Here is a 16,116-nt window from a genome sequence, read left to right as displayed (position 1 = left end):
GCGTTGCCCTCAGTTCATCAGTTCGCCGCCATTGGCATCGAGCTGCGCACCGTTGATCGCGCTGGCGTAATCCGACGCCAGGAACAGCGCCGCACGGGCGCATTCATCGTCGGTACGCATGCGCCCACCGGGGATGCCCGCGCTGAATTCGGCCTTGGCCTGCGCCTCGCTGATACCCCGGGCTTCGGCGCTCTGGCGCACCACGGCCTGTACCGGCTCGCCCCACATCCAGCCACAGGCCAGGGCGTTGACGCGGATGCCGTGCACCGCCTGTTCGCTGGCCAGGTAGCGCACGCTGGCAGCCAGCGCAGCCTTGGATGCCGAATAAGCGGCGCCCCCCTGGTAGGGCTTGCGCACGCCCAGGGTGTTGATCATGACGATGGCGCCCTCGCCCTGTTCGCGCATGGCCGGCAATACCGCCCGCGACATGTTCAGCGAACCCAGCAGGTTGACCTCCAGGGCCTCGCGCAGCGGCCCATTGTCGGCCTCATCCACAGCCTGGAAGCCGCCATGGGAAAAGGCGCTGTTGACCAGTGCATCGATGCGCCCGAACGCCTCCACGGTAGCCTTGGCGAACTGCGCACAGGCCTCGCTGTCGGTGATGTCGGTCGGCACGCACAGCACCTGGCACTCATGGCCCAAGGCGAGAATACGGGCGCGGGCCTGCTCCAACCGCTCGGCGCTGCGGGCGCCGATGGCCAGGGCCCGGGCGCCTTGGCGCGCCGCCTCCAGGGCCAGCTTGATACCCAGGCCCGGGCCTATCCCGGAGATCATCACGACCTTGTCTTTCAATAGCATGGTGGGTTCCTTCTTGTTGTTGTGTCAGGCATTGGCCCGCAGGTGACGGGAACGGTACTCGGCGTAGTCGCGCTGCAGCATGGCCTCGCTCAGGCCAAAGCACTCAGGGCTGTACTGGTGGCTGGCGCGCTTTTCGCGGCCATTGTCGGCCAGCCAACGAACGATCGCGTCACGTACCGTGGCGCTCAGCTGCAGGCCGGCGAACCGGTAGATGCGCTCGACCACCGCCAACGGCTGGCTCACGGTGTCCTCGAAATGGATATCCAGCACCCGCCCTTCGGGCAGGGTTTCGCGCACGGCCATGGCATGGCGCATGGCACGCGCCATGCGGCGGTTCCACTGCTCGCCCACGGCCTCGGCGTCGGCATGGTCGCTGTACAGCTGCCACAGGGTATGGATGAAACTGGCCAACGAGGGGATGGTGCTGGCCGGCTCGCGGTGGGTGAGGATCACCTGGGCGCCGGGGAACACCTTGAACAAAAGCTCCAGGGTATGCAGGTGCTGCGGGCTCTTGAGCAACCAGCGCCGGCCTGGGGCGACGCTCCGCAGCCGCTGCTGCCATTGCAGGAACTGCAGGCAGCGTTTGAGGTACTGGTAGACCTGGGTCTGGTCCTGGCGGTCGAGCCAGGCGGTGTAGCTGGGCACGTTGACGTAGGAGTCCATGGCGCAAAGGAAGCTGTGCTCCATCAGCATGAACTCTTCGTCGGCCTGCTCGGCGTCCAGCGGGTGGATGGCCAGCAGCTGCGGCAGGAACTCGACCATCGATGCCACTTCGGCACGCGCCTTCAGAATGCGCGCCTCGGGGCGGGCGGGGTCTTCGCCGGGCAGCGGCGCCGGGTAGCGGGTCTCCCACCACATGGCCTTGTCGAACTGCGGGTCGACCGCCAGGGTACGTTGCAACAAGGTGGTGCCGGTGCGCGGCAGGCCGACGATCACCAAGGGGTCGTCGATGGGCTGCTCGAGGATCTGCGGGTAACGCGTGCAATGGTCTTCAATGACCAGGCGGTTGACCAGTTGCGCCAGCAACTTTTCGCGCAGCATCCCGCGCCCGGCCACGGACAACCGGGCCTCGTGCTCCAGCGCCTCGGCCAGCACCGCCAGGCCCTCACGGAAGTTGCCCGGGCCAAAGTCCTGCAGGCCACCGGCACGGGTACTGGCCTCGGCCATCAGGCGTTCTGGGGCGAATTCACTGATCATCAGGCAAGCTCCTCGAGTGCATGCAGCTTCACGACACGGGTGGTGGGATGTACCGGGGTTTTCGCGCCGACCCAGCGCAGGCACAGGGTGCCGTGGGGGTGGCCGGCGGTTTCCAGCCAGTTCGCAAGGCCCGGGTCGCGGGCGCTGAGCACCATGCGCAAGCCGCCGTCGGCGTCCAGTTGCGCTGAATGCTTGTTCAGGCAGATGCGGTGATAGCGGTAGTCCAGCGACTCCATCCAGTAGTTATTGATTTGCAGGTTCCAGAAATCGCAATCGGGTACCTGCTCCACCTCGATCAGCAAGGCTTCGTCGTCGGCCAGGGCCCAGTAGGAGTGGTAGTAGAAGATGTTCGGGTCGCCGCCCACCGACTGGCACAACGGCTGGTCAGCCGGCGGCAGCTGGTTGGCATGGGCCTGATAGCCCTGGGCCCAGTCAGCGAACAGGCGCGCGGTGTTCTCGACGAACGAGGCGGCGCGTTGCAGGCCTTGCTGCAGGAAGGCCGGGTCCAGGGGCGGTGGAGCCTGGTCGGCATCCAGGCGTTCGATACGCAGCTGTGCCGGTTGCTCGGTGGTGCGATCGAGGAAGGTCTGGCGCACGATCAGGGCGTTGCTTTCCGGCTCCAGGCGCAACCAATTGCCGCTGCCCTGCGGGTGCTGGCTGAGGATGATCTCGAAGTTGCCATCGGCGTCCAGCTGCAACTGGCTGGCATCGATGAAGCCGGTCTGGATCATCTTGCCGTTGGTTTCGTAGCCGCCCTTCTGGGTCCCGAAGCTCAAATAGGCGACGCTGCCGCGCTGTCCGCTGACCCGATAGCGCTGGGCGCCGTTCAGGCGAGCATAGCGGTACAAGTTATCCGGGTTGTCGGCGCCGATCTTGGCGGTTTCGTGTGAGGGGGTGATGAAGCCCGGGAAGTCCGGGTCGGCGAACTCCAGATGCATTTCCAGGGCGATACGCAGCAGGCGCGTGAGGTAGCGAAAGCCCTCGGCGCGGGTCTGCGCATCGGCAGGCGCCTCGGCGCGCAGGATCTGCTCGCCGCTGCGCCTTAATTGCTCGCAGAAATGGTTCCAGGTTGCGCCGCTGCATACCTGCTCGGTGGGGTCGATGGCCATGATGGTCTCCGTGGGGGGCGGAATGCCGCCATTGCTGGAGACCATAAAAAGCAAGACACACGGGCACTACGTCCGAGCAGACTAACCCACTACTTCACCCTTGCATTAGACGAGGCCCCTGCGCAGGTAGACGGTTTTTTAGGGTAGGCCGTGATGACCTTCCCATCTTCGGCAAACACCACCAGTGTGGACAGCTTTCCATATTTAGTGTTGAGCTCGTAGCGCTCATTGGTTGAACTACGCCCCTTCGAACCTGTTCCACCTTCTTTTAGCTCTCCGGAAACGAACGATTCCACGATCAATTTTTTGACGTCAGCCGGCCCTATTTTCAGACTACTGTTGCTGGCCTGTCTGGCCTCCTGTTCAAAATCCGATTTATGCCCGCTCCAAAGATGCACCCATCCTTCGTTCGCATTACCGTCTAACAAGTATATAAACTGGGAAACCTTTTTTTCCCCTACAATTTTCTCTCGCACCCCTATTGCCCAGGGTCGATCGCTGCCCACGGAAGAGACCCTTTTCAGCCGAGCAAGCAAAGATTCATATTTTCTGTTTTCCACATAATGTGGATTCGGCATCAGTTTTCCGTTTCTGGGTATTAAAGGCTCGTTACGCTGCGCGGCAGTGACTACGACAAATTGATTATTCTCCTGACTCAGCGTCAATTTCGACAGTTCACGCGCGGCTTGCTTCTCTGCCAAACGTGCGCTCTCCTGACGGGCCAATTCAGCCTCTAACCGATCGCCTTCTTTTTTTTGTCTTTCCCTTTCCTTCCGCTTCGCCAGCTTTTTTTGATTTTTGGTCAATCCCTGAGTTGGATCATTGGGGTCGTCACCCGCCAACCCTAGAACATCGACCCGTGTCACGGGATTGTTTCCAACCATGCTGAACAGGTTCAACCCGTCCACCGTACCGGCCGGGTCTGCACTCAACCAGCGCCCCGCCCAAGGCTGGTAATAGCGGTAGCCGTAGTAATACAGGCCTGTGGCATCGCGCTCTTTGCCTGAATAGCGCACGGTCTTGTAGCTCGCCTCGACTTCGTTGCGTGCAACCCATACCGCCGTGCCGCCAAAGGGGTAGTACTCTTCCTGGCTGATCAGGTTGCCGGCGCCATCGACCTCCAGCGCGCTGCTGCCCAGCAGGTTGTCGTAGCTGTAGCGCAGTTGATCGTTCGCGAGATCGTCGGGTTTTCCTGCCTGCCAGTGCAGTACCCGCACTTGCGCACGACCGGCCTCCCCGACCGTCATCACCTGCAGGTCTTGCGTGAGCGTGTCGCCATTGGTGTGGGTACGCAGCTCCAGCCCTGGCAGGTAGATCACTCGCTGGGACTGAGTGCTGCGGGCCGTTCGCTGGGTACTGGCTTTCAGCACACGCTGGCTATGGTTGTCATAGCGGTAGCTTTCGCAGTCGTCCGTACCTCCTTCGCGCTTCACCGACACGACCTGCTCGAGCTCGGCTCGCGAGCTCCAGGCCAGTGGTTGCCCCGGCAACAGCACGGCCTGCTGCCCGCCCGGAGTGAACAGCGCCTCGACAGCCGACGAGGCCTTCGTCATCGAGCTCAACACGGCCCGGTTGCTGCGGTCGCTGACGGTGATGTCGGTGGTGTAGTTGTGGTTCGTGGCGGGGGCGCTGTGACGGATCTGGAGCAGGTTGCCTGCGGTGTCGTAGCGGTACGTGCGCATGTACGAGGTGTAGGTGGTGCTGTCGAAGGGGGTGACATGCGGAAGGTGTCGGCCTTGTTGGCCGGCGTTGGCCATTTCGCGGCCCGTGGCACTGGCCAGCTGGTAGAGGCTGTCGTAGCTGTAGGTGTTTTCCGGCACCACTTTCTGGTTGCGCCAGAACCGGGTGGCCTCGGCGTCGTTGCGGATCTTGAGCACATTGCCCACCGGGTCGTAGGCATAGCGCAGGTCTTGCAGCACCTTCGCGCCAGTGCCCTGGCGCTCGGTCTTGATGGAGGACAGGCGCTGGGTGTCGGGCTCGTAGGTGTAGGTGGTCACCACACCGTTGCCATGCACCTCGCGCAGTTTCTGCCCGGCGGCGGAATAACTGACGGACTGGACGATGGCCTGCTCGGCCTTGCCCGCGATCGTCAGCCAGCTGCCCCTGAGTTGGCCGGCCACGTCATAGGCCACCCGTTGCAGGTTGCCTGCGGCATCCAGGGTCGTCAGCAACGCGCCCGTGGCGTCTGCCGTGGTCTGGGTCGTATAGGTCTCAGGGGCCAGACGGGTGTCCCATTCCACCACCTCTTCACCCTGCCAGTCAGCGGCGATATCAGGATTTTCGGCATCCTTGAGCAGCTGCCGGGTCGTTGAGATCGGCACACCCGTCAGGGCAAAGCTGTTCGCCTGCGCCAGACCCGCCGGGTCGTAATGGCGGGTCGCCTGCCCGAGCAAATTATGGTCCCGTGCCTGTTGCGTAACCTGTGCCCAGACGAACCGCTCGGCAATCCGTACCTCGCTGTCGGCCACTTGCTCCGTCACGCTCAGCGGTCGGCCGGCCTGGGACGGGGCCTCGTACTGCCAGGTACGGGTAACCGCCTGGCTCAGGTCGTCGTTACCGCCTTCGTCGGTAGCAACCTGGGCCACCTCCACGAAAGGGCGCCCGGCGGCATCCCTGAGGGTGATCGAGGTGCCCGCATCGACGCTGCGGGTGTGCAGGGCCGTACCGGCAAGGTCCGTCAGGTAGGTGAAGTTTGCCCGGCCCGCCGCGGCCAGCCGAGGGTCGGCACTGCGCGCCAGGACGCCTCGGGCGTCGTGTTGGTGATGGGTGACGCGTTCGTCCGTCACCTCAGGTTTATCTGGCTGACGGTAATAGTCGATAGTGCGTACAACCAAGCCACGATTATCGACAACCGCGACGGACGGGGTATTACGAAAAGACAACATGGAAAGCAACTCCTGTTAATGACTATTTCCTGCGCCGCTAGTAATTCACAAACAACAAAGCCGGCGCAGCACGCCAAAAACAGCGAGCCGCGTAAGAAGCATATAAATCAAACAGCGATAATTATCGCCAAAAAAAACTTCTCACACCTCAAGTAAAAAAATCTGCCACACACTTACAAGCAGAAAGTAAAAAGCACTAACACCCAAACGACCAACCCAATACTGCCCCTTATCCAAACGGACGAAGAACCCGAAACGCCAACCGACCACGATGCCTCGTTGGGCCACACGGCTCCCCTGCGCCACGCCTAGGCGTGGGGCCACTCTACGAGGAATCATCGATGACAACCGACAAGAACCTGGTTCGCTCCGTCACCGTGGACATCGCCGCCCCCGCCGAGCTGGTCTGGTCGATCCTGGTCGACCTGCCCAGCTACCCGCAGTGGAACCCCTACACGGTCAAGGTCGAATCCACCCTGCGCCTGGGCGAGCCGGTCAACCTGTTCCTGCCCAACCCGGCCGCGCCCGGTGAGCTGCTGCATGTGGTCGAGTACCTGGTGGACTTCGAGCCACACCGCCTGCTCGCCTGGGAAATGCGCTCGAGCGCCAGCAACCCTGACGCGGCCCGCCGCGAACAACTGATCGAGCGCACCGGCCCGAACAGCTGCCGCTACCACACCACCGACCAGTTCCTCGGCCCCACCGCCGACGCGGTCATGGCCAACCATGGGCCATGGGTCAAGCAGGGCTTCGATGCCGTGGCCCTGGCCGTGAAGGCCCGTGCCGAGTCGCTGCACGCCACCGCGGCCTGATGTTGGCACCACCGCTTCACTTCGTCCGAGCAGACGAAGAGGCGCTGGTGGTGCATTGCCTACCTTGGCGTCAACCGGGCCCGTACCCGGAAGATCACGAGGAGGTATCCGATGTTGACTCATCTGCAATGGCTGGAGGCCGAGAGCATCCAGATCATCCGCGAAGTGGTGGCCGAGTGTGAGCACCCGGTGATGCTCTATTCCATCGGCAAGGACAGCGCGGTGATGCTGCACCTGGCGATGAAGGCCTTCGCCCCGGGCAAGCCGCCCTTCCCCCTGCTGCACGTGGACACCACCTGGAAATTCCGCGAGATGATCGCCTTCCGCGACCAGACCGCCGAGCGCCTGGGCCTGGAGCTGCTGGTGCACATCAACCCCGAAGGCGTGGAAAAAGCCATCGACCCCTTCACCCACGGTTCGGCCCTGCACACCGACGTGTGGAAGACACAGGGCCTGAAGCAAGCGCTGGACCAATACGGCTTCGATGCCGCCTTCGGCGGTGCCCGCCGCGACGAGGAAAAATCCCGTGCCAAGGAGCGCGTGTTCTCCCTGCGTTCCGAGCAGCACCGCTGGGACCCCAAGCAACAGCGCCCGGAGCTGTGGCGTCTGTACAACACGCGCAAGCGCAAGGGCGAAAGCCTGCGGGTGTTCCCGCTGTCGAACTGGACCGAGTTGGACATCTGGCAATACATCTACCTGGAGCAGATCCCCATCGTGCCCCTGTACTTCGCCAAGGAGCGCCCGGTGGTGGAGCGCAACGGCACCCTGATCATGGTCGACGACCAGCGCCTGCCGCTGCGTGACGGCGAAACCCCCGAAATGCGCAAGGTGCGCTTCCGCACCCTGGGCTGCTACCCGCTCACCGGCGCCATCGACAGCGACGCCGACGACCTGCCGGCGATCATCGGCGAGATGCTGGTCAGCCGCACATCGGAACGCCAGGGCCGGCTGATCGACAGCGACTCGGCCGGCTCCATGGAGAAGAAGAAACAAGAGGGATACTTCTGATGAACGCGATCACCCACGCCCGGCACGACGACCTCACCACGTACCTGCAGGCACAGCAGCACAAGCAACTGCTGCGCTTCATCACTTGCGGCAGCGTCGACGACGGCAAGAGCACCTTGATCGGGCGCCTGCTGTACGAGTCCAAGGTGCTGTTCGAAGACCAGCTCGGCCAGCTCGAAGCCGACTCGAAAAAACTCGGCACCCAAGGCGAGGACCTGGACTTCGCCCTCTTGGTGGACGGCTTGGCCGCCGAGCGCGAGCAAGGCATCACCATCGATGTGGCATACCGTTTCTTCGCCACGGAGAAACGCAAGTTCATCGTTGCCGATACGCCCGGCCACGAACAGTACACCCGCAACATGGTCACCGGCGCCTCCACCGCCGACTTGGCGGTGATCCTGGTAGACGCCCGCCAAGGCCTGCTGACCCAGACCCGCCGGCACAGTTACCTGGTGTCGCTGCTGGGGATCGGCAAGGTGGTGCTGGCGGTCAACAAGCTCGACCTGATGGGCTACTCGCAGGAGGTGTTCCAGCGCATCGAGGCCGACTATCGTGCCTTCGCCGCGCAGATCGGCCTGGATGACATCCAGTGCATTCCACTCTCTGCGCTGCGCGGCGACAACATGCTCAGTGCCAGCCCCAACACCCCTTGGTACACAGGCCCGAGCCTGCTTGCCTACCTGGAAGACGTGCCGCTGGAGCAGGCCCACGCCAGCCAGGCGGCGTTCCGCCTGCCGGTGCAATGGGTCAACCGCCCCAATCTGGACTTCCGTGGCTACTCGGGCAACATCGCCGCCGGCAGCATCAGCGTCGGTGAACGCATCCGTGTACTGCCCTCGGGCCAGCAGAGCGAAGTCTCCGAGATTCTCGGCGCCAGCGGCCCGCAGCAGCGCGCCGAGTGCGGCCAGGCGGTGACCTTGGTGCTCAAGGACGAGATCGACATCAGCCGCGGCGACCTGATCGCCCTGGCCGACGCCCCGCCCGCGGTGGCCGACCAGTTCGAAGCCACCCTGGTGTGGATGGACGAAGAGCCGTTGCTACCCGGGCGCCCGTACCTGATGAAGATCGGCTGCCGCACCGTGGGCATGAGCTGCGCCAACCTCAAGCACCGGGTGGACGTGAACAACCTCGAGCAGCTCGCCGCCAAGACCCTCGAGCTCAACGGCATCGGCGTATGCAACCTGAACCTGGACCGCCCGATCGCCTTCGATGCCTATGCTGACAACCGCGACACCGGCGGCTTCATCGTCATCGACCGCCTGAGCAACCGCACCGTCGGCGCTGGCATGCTGCACTTCGCCCTGCGCCGGGCGCAGAACGTGCATTGGCAGGCCATCGACGTCAACCGCGAGGCCCACGCCGCGCTCAAGGGCCAGACGCCACGGGTGCTGTGGTTCACCGGCCTCTCGGGCGCCGGCAAGTCGACCATCGCCAACCTGGTGGAGCGCAAGCTGCATGCCCTGGGCAAGCACACCTACCTGCTCGATGGCGACAACGTGCGCCACGGCCTGAACCGCGACCTGGGCTTCACCGAGGCCGACCGCGTGGAGAACATCCGCCGCGTGGCCGAAGTGGCCAGGCTGATGCTCGATGCCGGCTTGATCACCCTGGTCTCGTTCATCTCGCCGTTCCGCGCCGAGCGCGACATGGCCCGGGGCCTGGCCGGGGAAGGCAACTTCCTGGAGATCTTCATCGACGCGCCGTTGGCCCTGGCCGAGCAGCGCGACCCCAAGGGGCTCTACCAGAAGGCCCGCCGGGGTGAGCTGAAGAACTTCACCGGGATCGACTCGCCGTACGAGCCGCCGGTGAATCCAGAGCTGCATATCGATACCCAGAGAGAGACGGCGCAGGCGGCGGCCGAGCGGATCGTCGAGGCCTTGCTGCGCCTTTGAGCAACGCCAGGACAGGCCCAATCGCCGGCAAGCCGGCGATTGGATCAACGCAGGTTTCATGCTGCATGACAAAGCGCTAACCAGGCTCTTGCTAGTCCGAACAGACGATTTACCCACCCCTTCTCACATCAATACTGCCCCCACCCCCTCATCCACGAGGCGCAGCATGACCGCCCACCACTCGGCCCCCATCGCCACCGAAGCCCTCAGCGCCCTGCTCGCCCTGGCCTACCAGGGCCCGCTGGAAGCCACGCCCTGGGCCAGCTTCCTGGAGCAGCTGCGCCAACGCCTGGACGCGAGCTTCATCACCCTGGTGCTGCGCAACCCGGAACACGAACGCCCCGGCTTGATCGTCAACGCCTCGGTACACGGCGCGCTGCTGCCCGGCGAGCCGTCCTACAGCGAGTACTACTATTCGATCTGCCCGTTCCTCGAATGGCCCGCCGACAAGGTGGCCACCGCCGACCAGATGCTCGGCACCGAGCCCTGGCTGGCCCACGACTTCTATCGCAATTACCTGCAACCGCTGGACCTGCGCCATGTGCTGGTTGCCAACATGGTCACCACCGCCGGCATGCACTGCGCTCTGTTCGCCAGCCGCGGCCACACCAGCCACGACTTCGAGGTCGACGAAATCGCCCTGGTCCGCCTGCTGCTGCCGCATCTGCAACAGGCCGTGGACCTGCATTCGGCGGTCGACCAGCTCGACTCTGAACGCCAGCTGTATGCCGCGACCATCGACCGGCTGATGGTCGGCACGGTGATCCTCGACGAGAACGGCCGCACCCTGCGCTGCAACAGCGCGGCACAGCGCCTGTTCGCCAGTGGCGACGGGCTGGTGTGCAAGCAGGAGAAACTGTGCGCCTTCGTCAACCATGAGAACCGCGCGTTGCAGCAATCCATCCAGACCGTCCTGAGGCACCGCCAGCGCGGGTTGGACGAGCTGGAAGTGCTCACCTTGTCCCGCCCGAGCGGGGAAATGCCGTTGAACCTGCTGCTACGCCCCATCCCCCTGAACTACCAAGCCCGCAAAGGCGCACGACGGCCAGCGGTGGCGCTGTTCATCCGCGACCCGGCGGACTCGCCCCAGGCCTCGCGCCACCTGCTGCGCAGCCTGTTCCAGCTGACGCCCACCGAGACGGAGGTGGCGATGCTGGTGATGGATGGGCAGACCCTGGACGAGACGGCCGAAGCGCTGAACGTGTCGCGCAATACCGTACGGGCGCACTTGCGCGGGGTGTTCGCCAAGACCGGCGCCACGCGGCAGGCGCAGTTGGTGAAGACATTGCTCAACAGCGTGGCCTCGCTGGGCTGAGCCTTCTACGACCAGCGCCTGGGCGCTGTCATGCAGAGCACAGACGGATAGCACAGACCTCGTAGGAGCGGGCTTGCCCCGCGATTGGGCCTAACCTGCCATCGCGGCTGCATGGCAAGGGCTACGCCCTTGATCGCGGGGCAAGCCCGCTCCTACAGGTTTCACTGCCGGCTAAAAAGTCTTGTCGGACGCATCCGAAATCCACCAACCCGGGGTGAATCCTTTCCACCCGCCGGGCACAATCAGCCTCAACGGCAAATGAATGCCACTGCTGTCACAGGTTTCAAAAAGGAACAGCTATGTCCGAGGTCCTTCTACTGCTTCTCGTCTTCGTATTCGCGCCCGCGTTGAAAGGCTACGTGGCCAACGTCCGCCAATCACCTCGCAAACGGGTCTGGTATTACCGCAACTACCTGATTGTCCTGGGCTGGACACGCCTGCATTACTCGATGCTGCTGTTCTTCGTCTGCACACTGCTGCTGTACGCCGTCGCCGGGTTGAAAATGAGCGGCCTGGCCATTGACCAGCCGATAGGGCTTACCCTTCTGCTGCTTACCGGCGTGTCCGGGCTGTGGTACCTGCGTTGTTATTTCGAACCTCGGATCAAGTGGCTACAGGAGAAGCTACCATGGAAACCAGTGCTGGCAGTTGCGGCGGTGGCGGTGGCGACGCTTTCGAAAGTCTATACCGACCAACTGATCGCCGAGCTGACCCACCTGCCCGCCCGCGATCTGCCCAACGCCCAGGTATTGTTGAGTGCCGCCATGAACCCTGCCCTGTGGTTCGCAGGCCTGACGCTGCTGTTGAGCTTCTCGGTGATGTTCCTCTCTGGCTTCCTGATGCTGCGCAGCATGGTCCGTGACTACTTCAGCATGAAGGAAAAACGCAAATACGACGTCAAGCCGGACATGACCGCCATCGTCGCCATGTTCATGTGCGTGTTCATCTTCGGCCCGATGATGGAGGAGCTGTTCACCCGCAAGAACTACGAAACCTGGGCACGCCAGGCGATCGCGTTTGCCACGTTCAACTTGCCGGCATCGTACTGTGGCCTTTCGGACCTTGAGGGCGTTACGGTGGCGCCACTATCCAACGACACGGCGGCCATTGCCATTCCCGACGAGGTATTGGGGTACCGTTTCGAGACGATCGCCTGTACGCCGCAGAAGAAAAGCCAGGCAGCGGTGATCGCGTTGTTGCGGGAATGAAGCCACCGCCCGATCACTGACACGTCCCAGCCATAGATAATGGCATTAAGACATTACCCCTGATACGCTCTTTCCATCGACACAAGCATTTGATTGGCAGGGAAACCACATGCGTACGCTGCTCAGGGGATTGAGGTCTTACCTCAGCACCTCCTCCGACGATGCCTACTGGAACGAAAAGGCAACCGAAGTCACCTACCTCAGCGCCCTGCAAACAGGCACAGCCGATCCCTCCCCTGCCCTTGAGCCACTGACGTTGTCCGAAAGAGCAGCCGCGGTGGTCGGCTCAATCACGTTCGAGGGCCTGCTCGAGCAGCTCGAAATCGATACCTCCTACCCTGCACTGACGAAAACGCAGATGGGTACCGCTGTCGGGATGGGCATCATCGGCGTACTCCTTGCTCATTTCACCAACAGCAATGGCGAGGCCCTCGAGGCGTTCTTCAAGCGGCTGCATGAACCCTACAAAGCGGGAAGCGGGCCCAGCCCCATCGACTACAGGACCGGCGCCAAGCATCGTTATATCTTCGGACACGACTTCAACCTATGGCAGAAGCTACCCGAGGACTACACGATCGGGGGCGCCTCGGTCGGCGGCAGAACGCTCTACAGCCTGATCCTGGAGCAGATGCAGCTTGGCTTTCCCGATGCAGGTTTCATTGGCGGGCATGTCAAGGCCATCCTGCACATCCTGACCCATTACCTGAGCGATCTTCCCACCACCGATGGGCTGCCCCTGCCCTTCAGCTCGCTGTTCACCCAATGGGTGAAAGACGAAACCAAGGTCTCTGGCTACAGCGCTGAAAACCCGTTGATGGATGCGCTGGGTAAAGAGTACGGAACCATCAACGCCGCAGACATCGCCTCGTACGCCATCATCAAGATGCTGTTGAAAGGACACCATGGCATCGCCTTCTACAAGGTTTGCGCCAGTGATGATGAGAAGGCGCTGCACCTTGCGCAGATGAGCACCATTGCCTATGGCACCGCCGTGGTCATCCAGATGATGCTGCTGGCCTCCGGCACGGCCGGGCGTACTGGAAAACTCAACTACCTGATTGCCGGCCCGTTCCTGTGGAACGCCGGCAAGGTCGTGTTGATCTGCAACCGCCAGCACCGCGAGATCGTCCAGAGCTACGACCGGTCGCTCGCATTGCTTGAAAACGAATCCATTACTTTCGATGACTGGGTGAAATGCCAATGCGCCTGACCGACCATGCACTTGCCCCCGGCAATGAATATCACTTCGAGTCCTCCGACGAGTACTGTGCCCCCGCGCTGGTCGAGCGCGCAGCAAAGGCTGTCGCCACGACCATCCGCCTGGATGCCGCGGGCCAGGCCCAACTGCAGGCGATCGTCGAGCTGGAAAAACTGCGGTACGCATTCGCCACAGGCGATGCCGACCTCAAGGCCCATGGCCAACAGATCCAGGCGATCAGGAATACTTTGATCCAGGCACATGGACGGGAGCCCTTCGATAACGGAGCGGTCGAAAAGGCCTTTTATAAAGCATTGAACCAGGCGTACGGCTATGTCGGCTGACAAGATCATCAAAGCCTTCGCGGTGGTGACCGGCGTTATCGCCGCGTCACTCGGTGGCACATTGGCAGGCAAGTTCGCTTCCGACCGACAGGAAAGGAAGCGGCAGAAAAAGTTGGACGAGGAACATGCAATGCTCGAGAAAAAACTGAAAGGGCGAAATCAATAATGGCGATTCTGATTGGGCTGGTGGTGCTGGCAATTCTCTTCTTCGTGCTGTCGTTCAGCCTTTTTGAAAGCCGGCGTGCCGCCAGGCATCGGAAGATGAAACAGGCCAAGTCGAAGGTGTTCAAAAAAGGTACCTAGGGCACCGCCCAGTGCCTGTCCAATGGTCTATCGTCAGTCAGTGAAGGGGGTCCCGACAAACACGAGAAGGCCCATGAACCGCCAAGCTGCGCTGAACACGCTATGGAAACGACTGTTCGTCATTCTGGGGCTCCTACTGGCGGTGTCAGTGGCAGCCCAGCTCAATAGAGGCCATCGGTAACCAAGGACGGCCCCCAACCATAATGACCCTCTTCTACCTCAAACTCATCGTCACACCGCTGCTGATGTGGGCCGTCTCGCTCGCCTCCCGGCGCTGGGGCGGGCTGCTGGGCGGCCTGCTTTCAGGCCTGCCGATCACCTCGGCGCTGGTGATGACTTTCCTGAGCCTGGAACAAGGCACCGCGTTCACCCTGAACGCAGTCCCCGGCGCCCTGGGCGGCCTGGCCGCGGTACAGGCCACCTACACCTGCTACCTGTACGCCACCCGACGCGTCGAAATCGGCCTGGCCGTACTGCTGGCACTGGTGTTCTACGCCCTGGCCGCCTACGCCTTCACCCATGGGGGCAGCCTGTACCTGTCGATTGCCGCCTCCCTGGCACTGATCGCCTGGTTGATCCGCGCCACCGCCCACGAGCCCAAACCCGACATTCTCGCCAAACCTCGCCACCGCTACTGGGAAATCCCCCTGCGCATGGTGGCCGCCACTACCCTGCTGATGGTCACCACCGGCTTCGCCAGCTGGCTGGGGCCAGCGGCCAGCGGCATGCTGGCGCCGATTCCGGTGATTGCCTGGCCATTGGTGGTGTTCGCCCATGTGCAGAGCGGGCGCGCAGGGATGGCAGCGATGGTGCGCGGGAATGCCATCGGGGCCGTGGGGGTTATTGCGTTCTACTTGGCGGTGGCGGGTTTGCTTGAAACGCTGGGGATCGCGGCGACGTTTGCCCTTGCGGTTGTGTTGGCGGTGGTACTGACCGTAGGCCTGGCGGCGGCATTGCGTTCACGTAGATGATCAGAACACCGACCACCCAATCCGTGAGCTGAGCAACTCGAGCGCGGCCATCCCGGCAAGGGAGTTACCAGCAGCATTCAACTCCGGCGACCACACGCAAACGGTGAATTGGCCCGGTACGATCGCCACGATCCCGCCACCTACACCACTCTTGCCAGGCAACCCTACCCGATAAGCGAAGTTGCCGGCTTCGTCATAGAGCCCGCTGGTGGCCATGATCGAATTCACCTGCTGAGTTTGGCGTTGGGTCAAGATCTGGTTACCACTGTGCTTGCAGTACCCATCATTGGCCAGGAAACAGAATGCCCGGGCTAGATCCAGGCAATTCATCTGCAGCGCGCAATAGCTGAAATAACTGCGCAGCACCGCCTCGACTTCGTTATGGAAGTTACCGAACGATTGCATCAGATAGGCCATGGCCGCGTTGCGTGCGCGGAACTGATACTCCGATTCAGCCACACGGGTATCGATTGAAATATGCGGGTTGCCCGACAACCGACGTACGAAATCGCGCATCGACAACGTAGGTGCCGCGAAGCGCGATTGGTTGATATCGCAAATCACCAGTGCCCCCGCGTTGATGAAGGGATTACGCGGACGCCCGCGCTCGAATTCCAGCTGCACCAGTGAGTTGAACGGCTGGCCCGAGGGCTCATGACCCAACCGTTCCCAGATCGCCTCCCCCGAGTGGCCAATCGCCTGAACCAGGCTGAACACCTTGGAAATGCTCTGCACCGAAAACGACACCCGCGCGTCGCCTGCGCAGTAATAGCTGCCATCGTTGCCATAGACCGCGATGCCCAGCCGGTTCGCCGGGACATCGGCCAGCGCGGGGATGTAGTCAGCCACTTTGCCCTTGCCGATCAAGGGACGCACTTCGTCGAGAATTTCGTTCAACAGCGTTTGCATGGAAGGCCTTATGTATCAGTCCCCCAGACGACAGCAAGGGGTGGCATTCTTGACGCAGGCTGTGGGGGAGAAATCACATGTTTGCGAAGAAATGGCTGACGGGGCGTTCAGGGACGTGCCCGTACTGTCGTAGTCTGGAAACCATAACCTATGCTGTGTTTGGTTTG

15 protein-coding genes are annotated in these 16,116 nt (G+C 62.4%); 10 read left to right on the top strand and 5 right to left on the bottom strand.

Annotation, left to right across the window (positions count from 1 at the left end):
* Positions 1–9 precede the first annotated feature (9 nt).
* From K8374_RS10170 to K8374_RS10155, 4 genes are all read right to left on the bottom strand, one after another.
* Positions 10–798 carry an SDR family oxidoreductase gene (locus tag K8374_RS10170; protein WP_224458912.1) on the bottom strand — a complete coding sequence of 263 codons (789 nt, stop codon included), beginning with the start codon at positions 796–798 and terminating at the stop codon, positions 10–12.
* A 24-nt stretch (positions 799–822) separates the two neighbouring features.
* Positions 823–1,995, bottom strand: a complete 1,173-nt coding sequence (locus K8374_RS10165; protein WP_224458911.1) for a sulfotransferase family protein — start codon at positions 1,993–1,995, stop codon at positions 823–825.
* On the bottom strand, positions 1,995–3,104 hold the full coding sequence (locus K8374_RS10160; RefSeq protein WP_224458910.1) for a DUF1214 domain-containing protein: 1,110 nt from the start codon (positions 3,102–3,104) through the stop codon (positions 1,995–1,997). The genes K8374_RS10165 and K8374_RS10160 overlap by 1 nt, the downstream gene beginning before the upstream one ends.
* Before the next feature lie 89 nt (positions 3,105–3,193).
* Entirely contained in the window at positions 3,194–5,989 is a 2,796-nt protein-coding gene (locus K8374_RS10155; RefSeq protein WP_224458909.1) for an RHS repeat protein, read from the bottom strand.
* A 341-nt stretch (positions 5,990–6,330) separates the two neighbouring features.
* Here K8374_RS10155 and K8374_RS10150 point away from each other — a divergent pair, with 341 nt between their 5' ends.
* The 10 genes from K8374_RS10150 to K8374_RS10105 all read left to right on the top strand — a co-directional run bounded on the left by K8374_RS10150 (position 6,331) and on the right by K8374_RS10105 (position 15,040).
* The gene (locus tag K8374_RS10150; protein ID WP_224458908.1) at positions 6,331–6,801 is read left to right on the top strand and encodes an SRPBCC domain-containing protein; all 471 of its coding nucleotides are present in this window, start codon (positions 6,331–6,333) and stop codon (positions 6,799–6,801) included.
* Between the two features lie 111 nt (positions 6,802–6,912).
* On the top strand, positions 6,913–7,809 hold the full coding sequence (gene cysD, locus K8374_RS10145) for a sulfate adenylyltransferase subunit CysD (RefSeq protein ID WP_263498526.1): 897 nt from the start codon (positions 6,913–6,915) through the stop codon (positions 7,807–7,809).
* A complete protein-coding gene (cysN, locus tag K8374_RS10140; protein WP_224458907.1) occupies positions 7,809–9,701 on the top strand; it encodes a sulfate adenylyltransferase subunit CysN in 1,893 nt (630 codons plus the stop codon). Before cysD ends, cysN begins: the two co-directional genes overlap by 1 nt.
* 166 nt (positions 9,702–9,867) lie before the next feature.
* Positions 9,868–11,016: a helix-turn-helix transcriptional regulator gene (locus K8374_RS10135; protein WP_224458906.1), complete on the top strand. Its 1,149-nt coding sequence runs from the start codon at positions 9,868–9,870 to the stop codon at positions 11,014–11,016.
* Positions 11,017–11,315: 299 nt separating this feature from the next.
* Entirely contained in the window at positions 11,316–12,224 is a 909-nt protein-coding gene (locus tag K8374_RS10130; RefSeq protein ID WP_224458905.1) for a hypothetical protein, read from the top strand.
* Between the two features lie 109 nt (positions 12,225–12,333).
* Positions 12,334–13,434, top strand: a complete 1,101-nt coding sequence (locus tag K8374_RS10125; RefSeq protein ID WP_224458904.1) for a hypothetical protein — start codon at positions 12,334–12,336, stop codon at positions 13,432–13,434.
* Positions 13,425–13,766, top strand: coding sequence for a hypothetical protein (locus K8374_RS10120; RefSeq protein ID WP_224458903.1), 342 nt, complete (start codon positions 13,425–13,427; stop codon positions 13,764–13,766). Before K8374_RS10125 ends, K8374_RS10120 begins: the two co-directional genes overlap by 10 nt.
* Positions 13,756–13,932, top strand: a complete 177-nt coding sequence (locus K8374_RS10115) for a hypothetical protein (protein ID WP_224458902.1) — start codon at positions 13,756–13,758, stop codon at positions 13,930–13,932. The genes K8374_RS10120 and K8374_RS10115 overlap by 11 nt, the downstream gene beginning before the upstream one ends.
* Entirely contained in the window at positions 13,932–14,069 is a 138-nt protein-coding gene (locus K8374_RS10110) for a hypothetical protein (RefSeq protein ID WP_224458901.1), read from the top strand. Before K8374_RS10115 ends, K8374_RS10110 begins: the two co-directional genes overlap by 1 nt.
* A 203-nt stretch (positions 14,070–14,272) precedes the next feature.
* Positions 14,273–15,040, top strand: a complete 768-nt coding sequence (locus K8374_RS10105) for a hypothetical protein (protein ID WP_224458900.1) — start codon at positions 14,273–14,275, stop codon at positions 15,038–15,040.
* Here the strand turns inward: K8374_RS10105 and glsB are convergent, their stop codons facing one another.
* Complete coding sequence (gene glsB / locus K8374_RS10100; RefSeq protein ID WP_224458899.1) at positions 15,041–15,949, bottom strand: glutaminase B; 909 nt, start codon at positions 15,947–15,949, stop codon at positions 15,041–15,043.
* Positions 15,950–16,116: the final 167 nt, after the last annotated feature.

Source organism: Pseudomonas sp. p1(2021b), assembly GCF_020151015.1.
Taxonomy (GTDB): Bacteria; Pseudomonadota; Gammaproteobacteria; order Pseudomonadales; family Pseudomonadaceae; genus Aquipseudomonas; species Aquipseudomonas putida_K.
Note: the sequence above shows the minus strand (reverse complement) of the source record. Positions and strands in the feature narration are given on the sequence as shown.

Bases quoted from the DNA above. Each gene is read 5' to 3' on its own strand.
- K8374_RS10170 (WP_224458912.1), bottom strand. From the start codon at position 798: ATGCTATTGAAAGACAAGGTCGTGATGATCTCCGGGATAGGCCCGGGC.
- K8374_RS10165 (WP_224458911.1), bottom strand. From the start codon at position 1,995: ATGATCAGTGAATTCGCCCCAGAACGCCTGATGGCCGAGGCCAGTACC.
- K8374_RS10160 (WP_224458910.1), bottom strand. From the start codon at position 3,104: ATGGCCATCGACCCCACCGAGCAGGTATGCAGCGGCGCAACCTGGAAC.
- K8374_RS10155 (WP_224458909.1), bottom strand. From the start codon at position 5,989: ATGTTGTCTTTTCGTAATACCCCGTCCGTCGCGGTTGTCGATAATCGT.
- K8374_RS10150 (WP_224458908.1), top strand. From the start codon at position 6,331: ATGACAACCGACAAGAACCTGGTTCGCTCCGTCACCGTGGACATCGCC.
- cysD (WP_263498526.1), top strand. From the start codon at position 6,913: ATGTTGACTCATCTGCAATGGCTGGAGGCCGAGAGCATCCAGATCATC.
- cysN (WP_224458907.1), top strand. From the start codon at position 7,809: ATGAACGCGATCACCCACGCCCGGCACGACGACCTCACCACGTACCTG.
- K8374_RS10135 (WP_224458906.1), top strand. From the start codon at position 9,868: ATGACCGCCCACCACTCGGCCCCCATCGCCACCGAAGCCCTCAGCGCC.
- K8374_RS10130 (WP_224458905.1), top strand. From the start codon at position 11,316: ATGTCCGAGGTCCTTCTACTGCTTCTCGTCTTCGTATTCGCGCCCGCG.
- K8374_RS10125 (WP_224458904.1), top strand. From the start codon at position 12,334: ATGCGTACGCTGCTCAGGGGATTGAGGTCTTACCTCAGCACCTCCTCC.
- K8374_RS10120 (WP_224458903.1), top strand. From the start codon at position 13,425: ATGCGCCTGACCGACCATGCACTTGCCCCCGGCAATGAATATCACTTC.
- K8374_RS10115 (WP_224458902.1), top strand. From the start codon at position 13,756: ATGTCGGCTGACAAGATCATCAAAGCCTTCGCGGTGGTGACCGGCGTT.
- K8374_RS10110 (WP_224458901.1), top strand. From the start codon at position 13,932: ATGGCGATTCTGATTGGGCTGGTGGTGCTGGCAATTCTCTTCTTCGTG.
- K8374_RS10105 (WP_224458900.1), top strand. From the start codon at position 14,273: ATGACCCTCTTCTACCTCAAACTCATCGTCACACCGCTGCTGATGTGG.
- glsB (WP_224458899.1), bottom strand. From the start codon at position 15,949: ATGCAAACGCTGTTGAACGAAATTCTCGACGAAGTGCGTCCCTTGATC.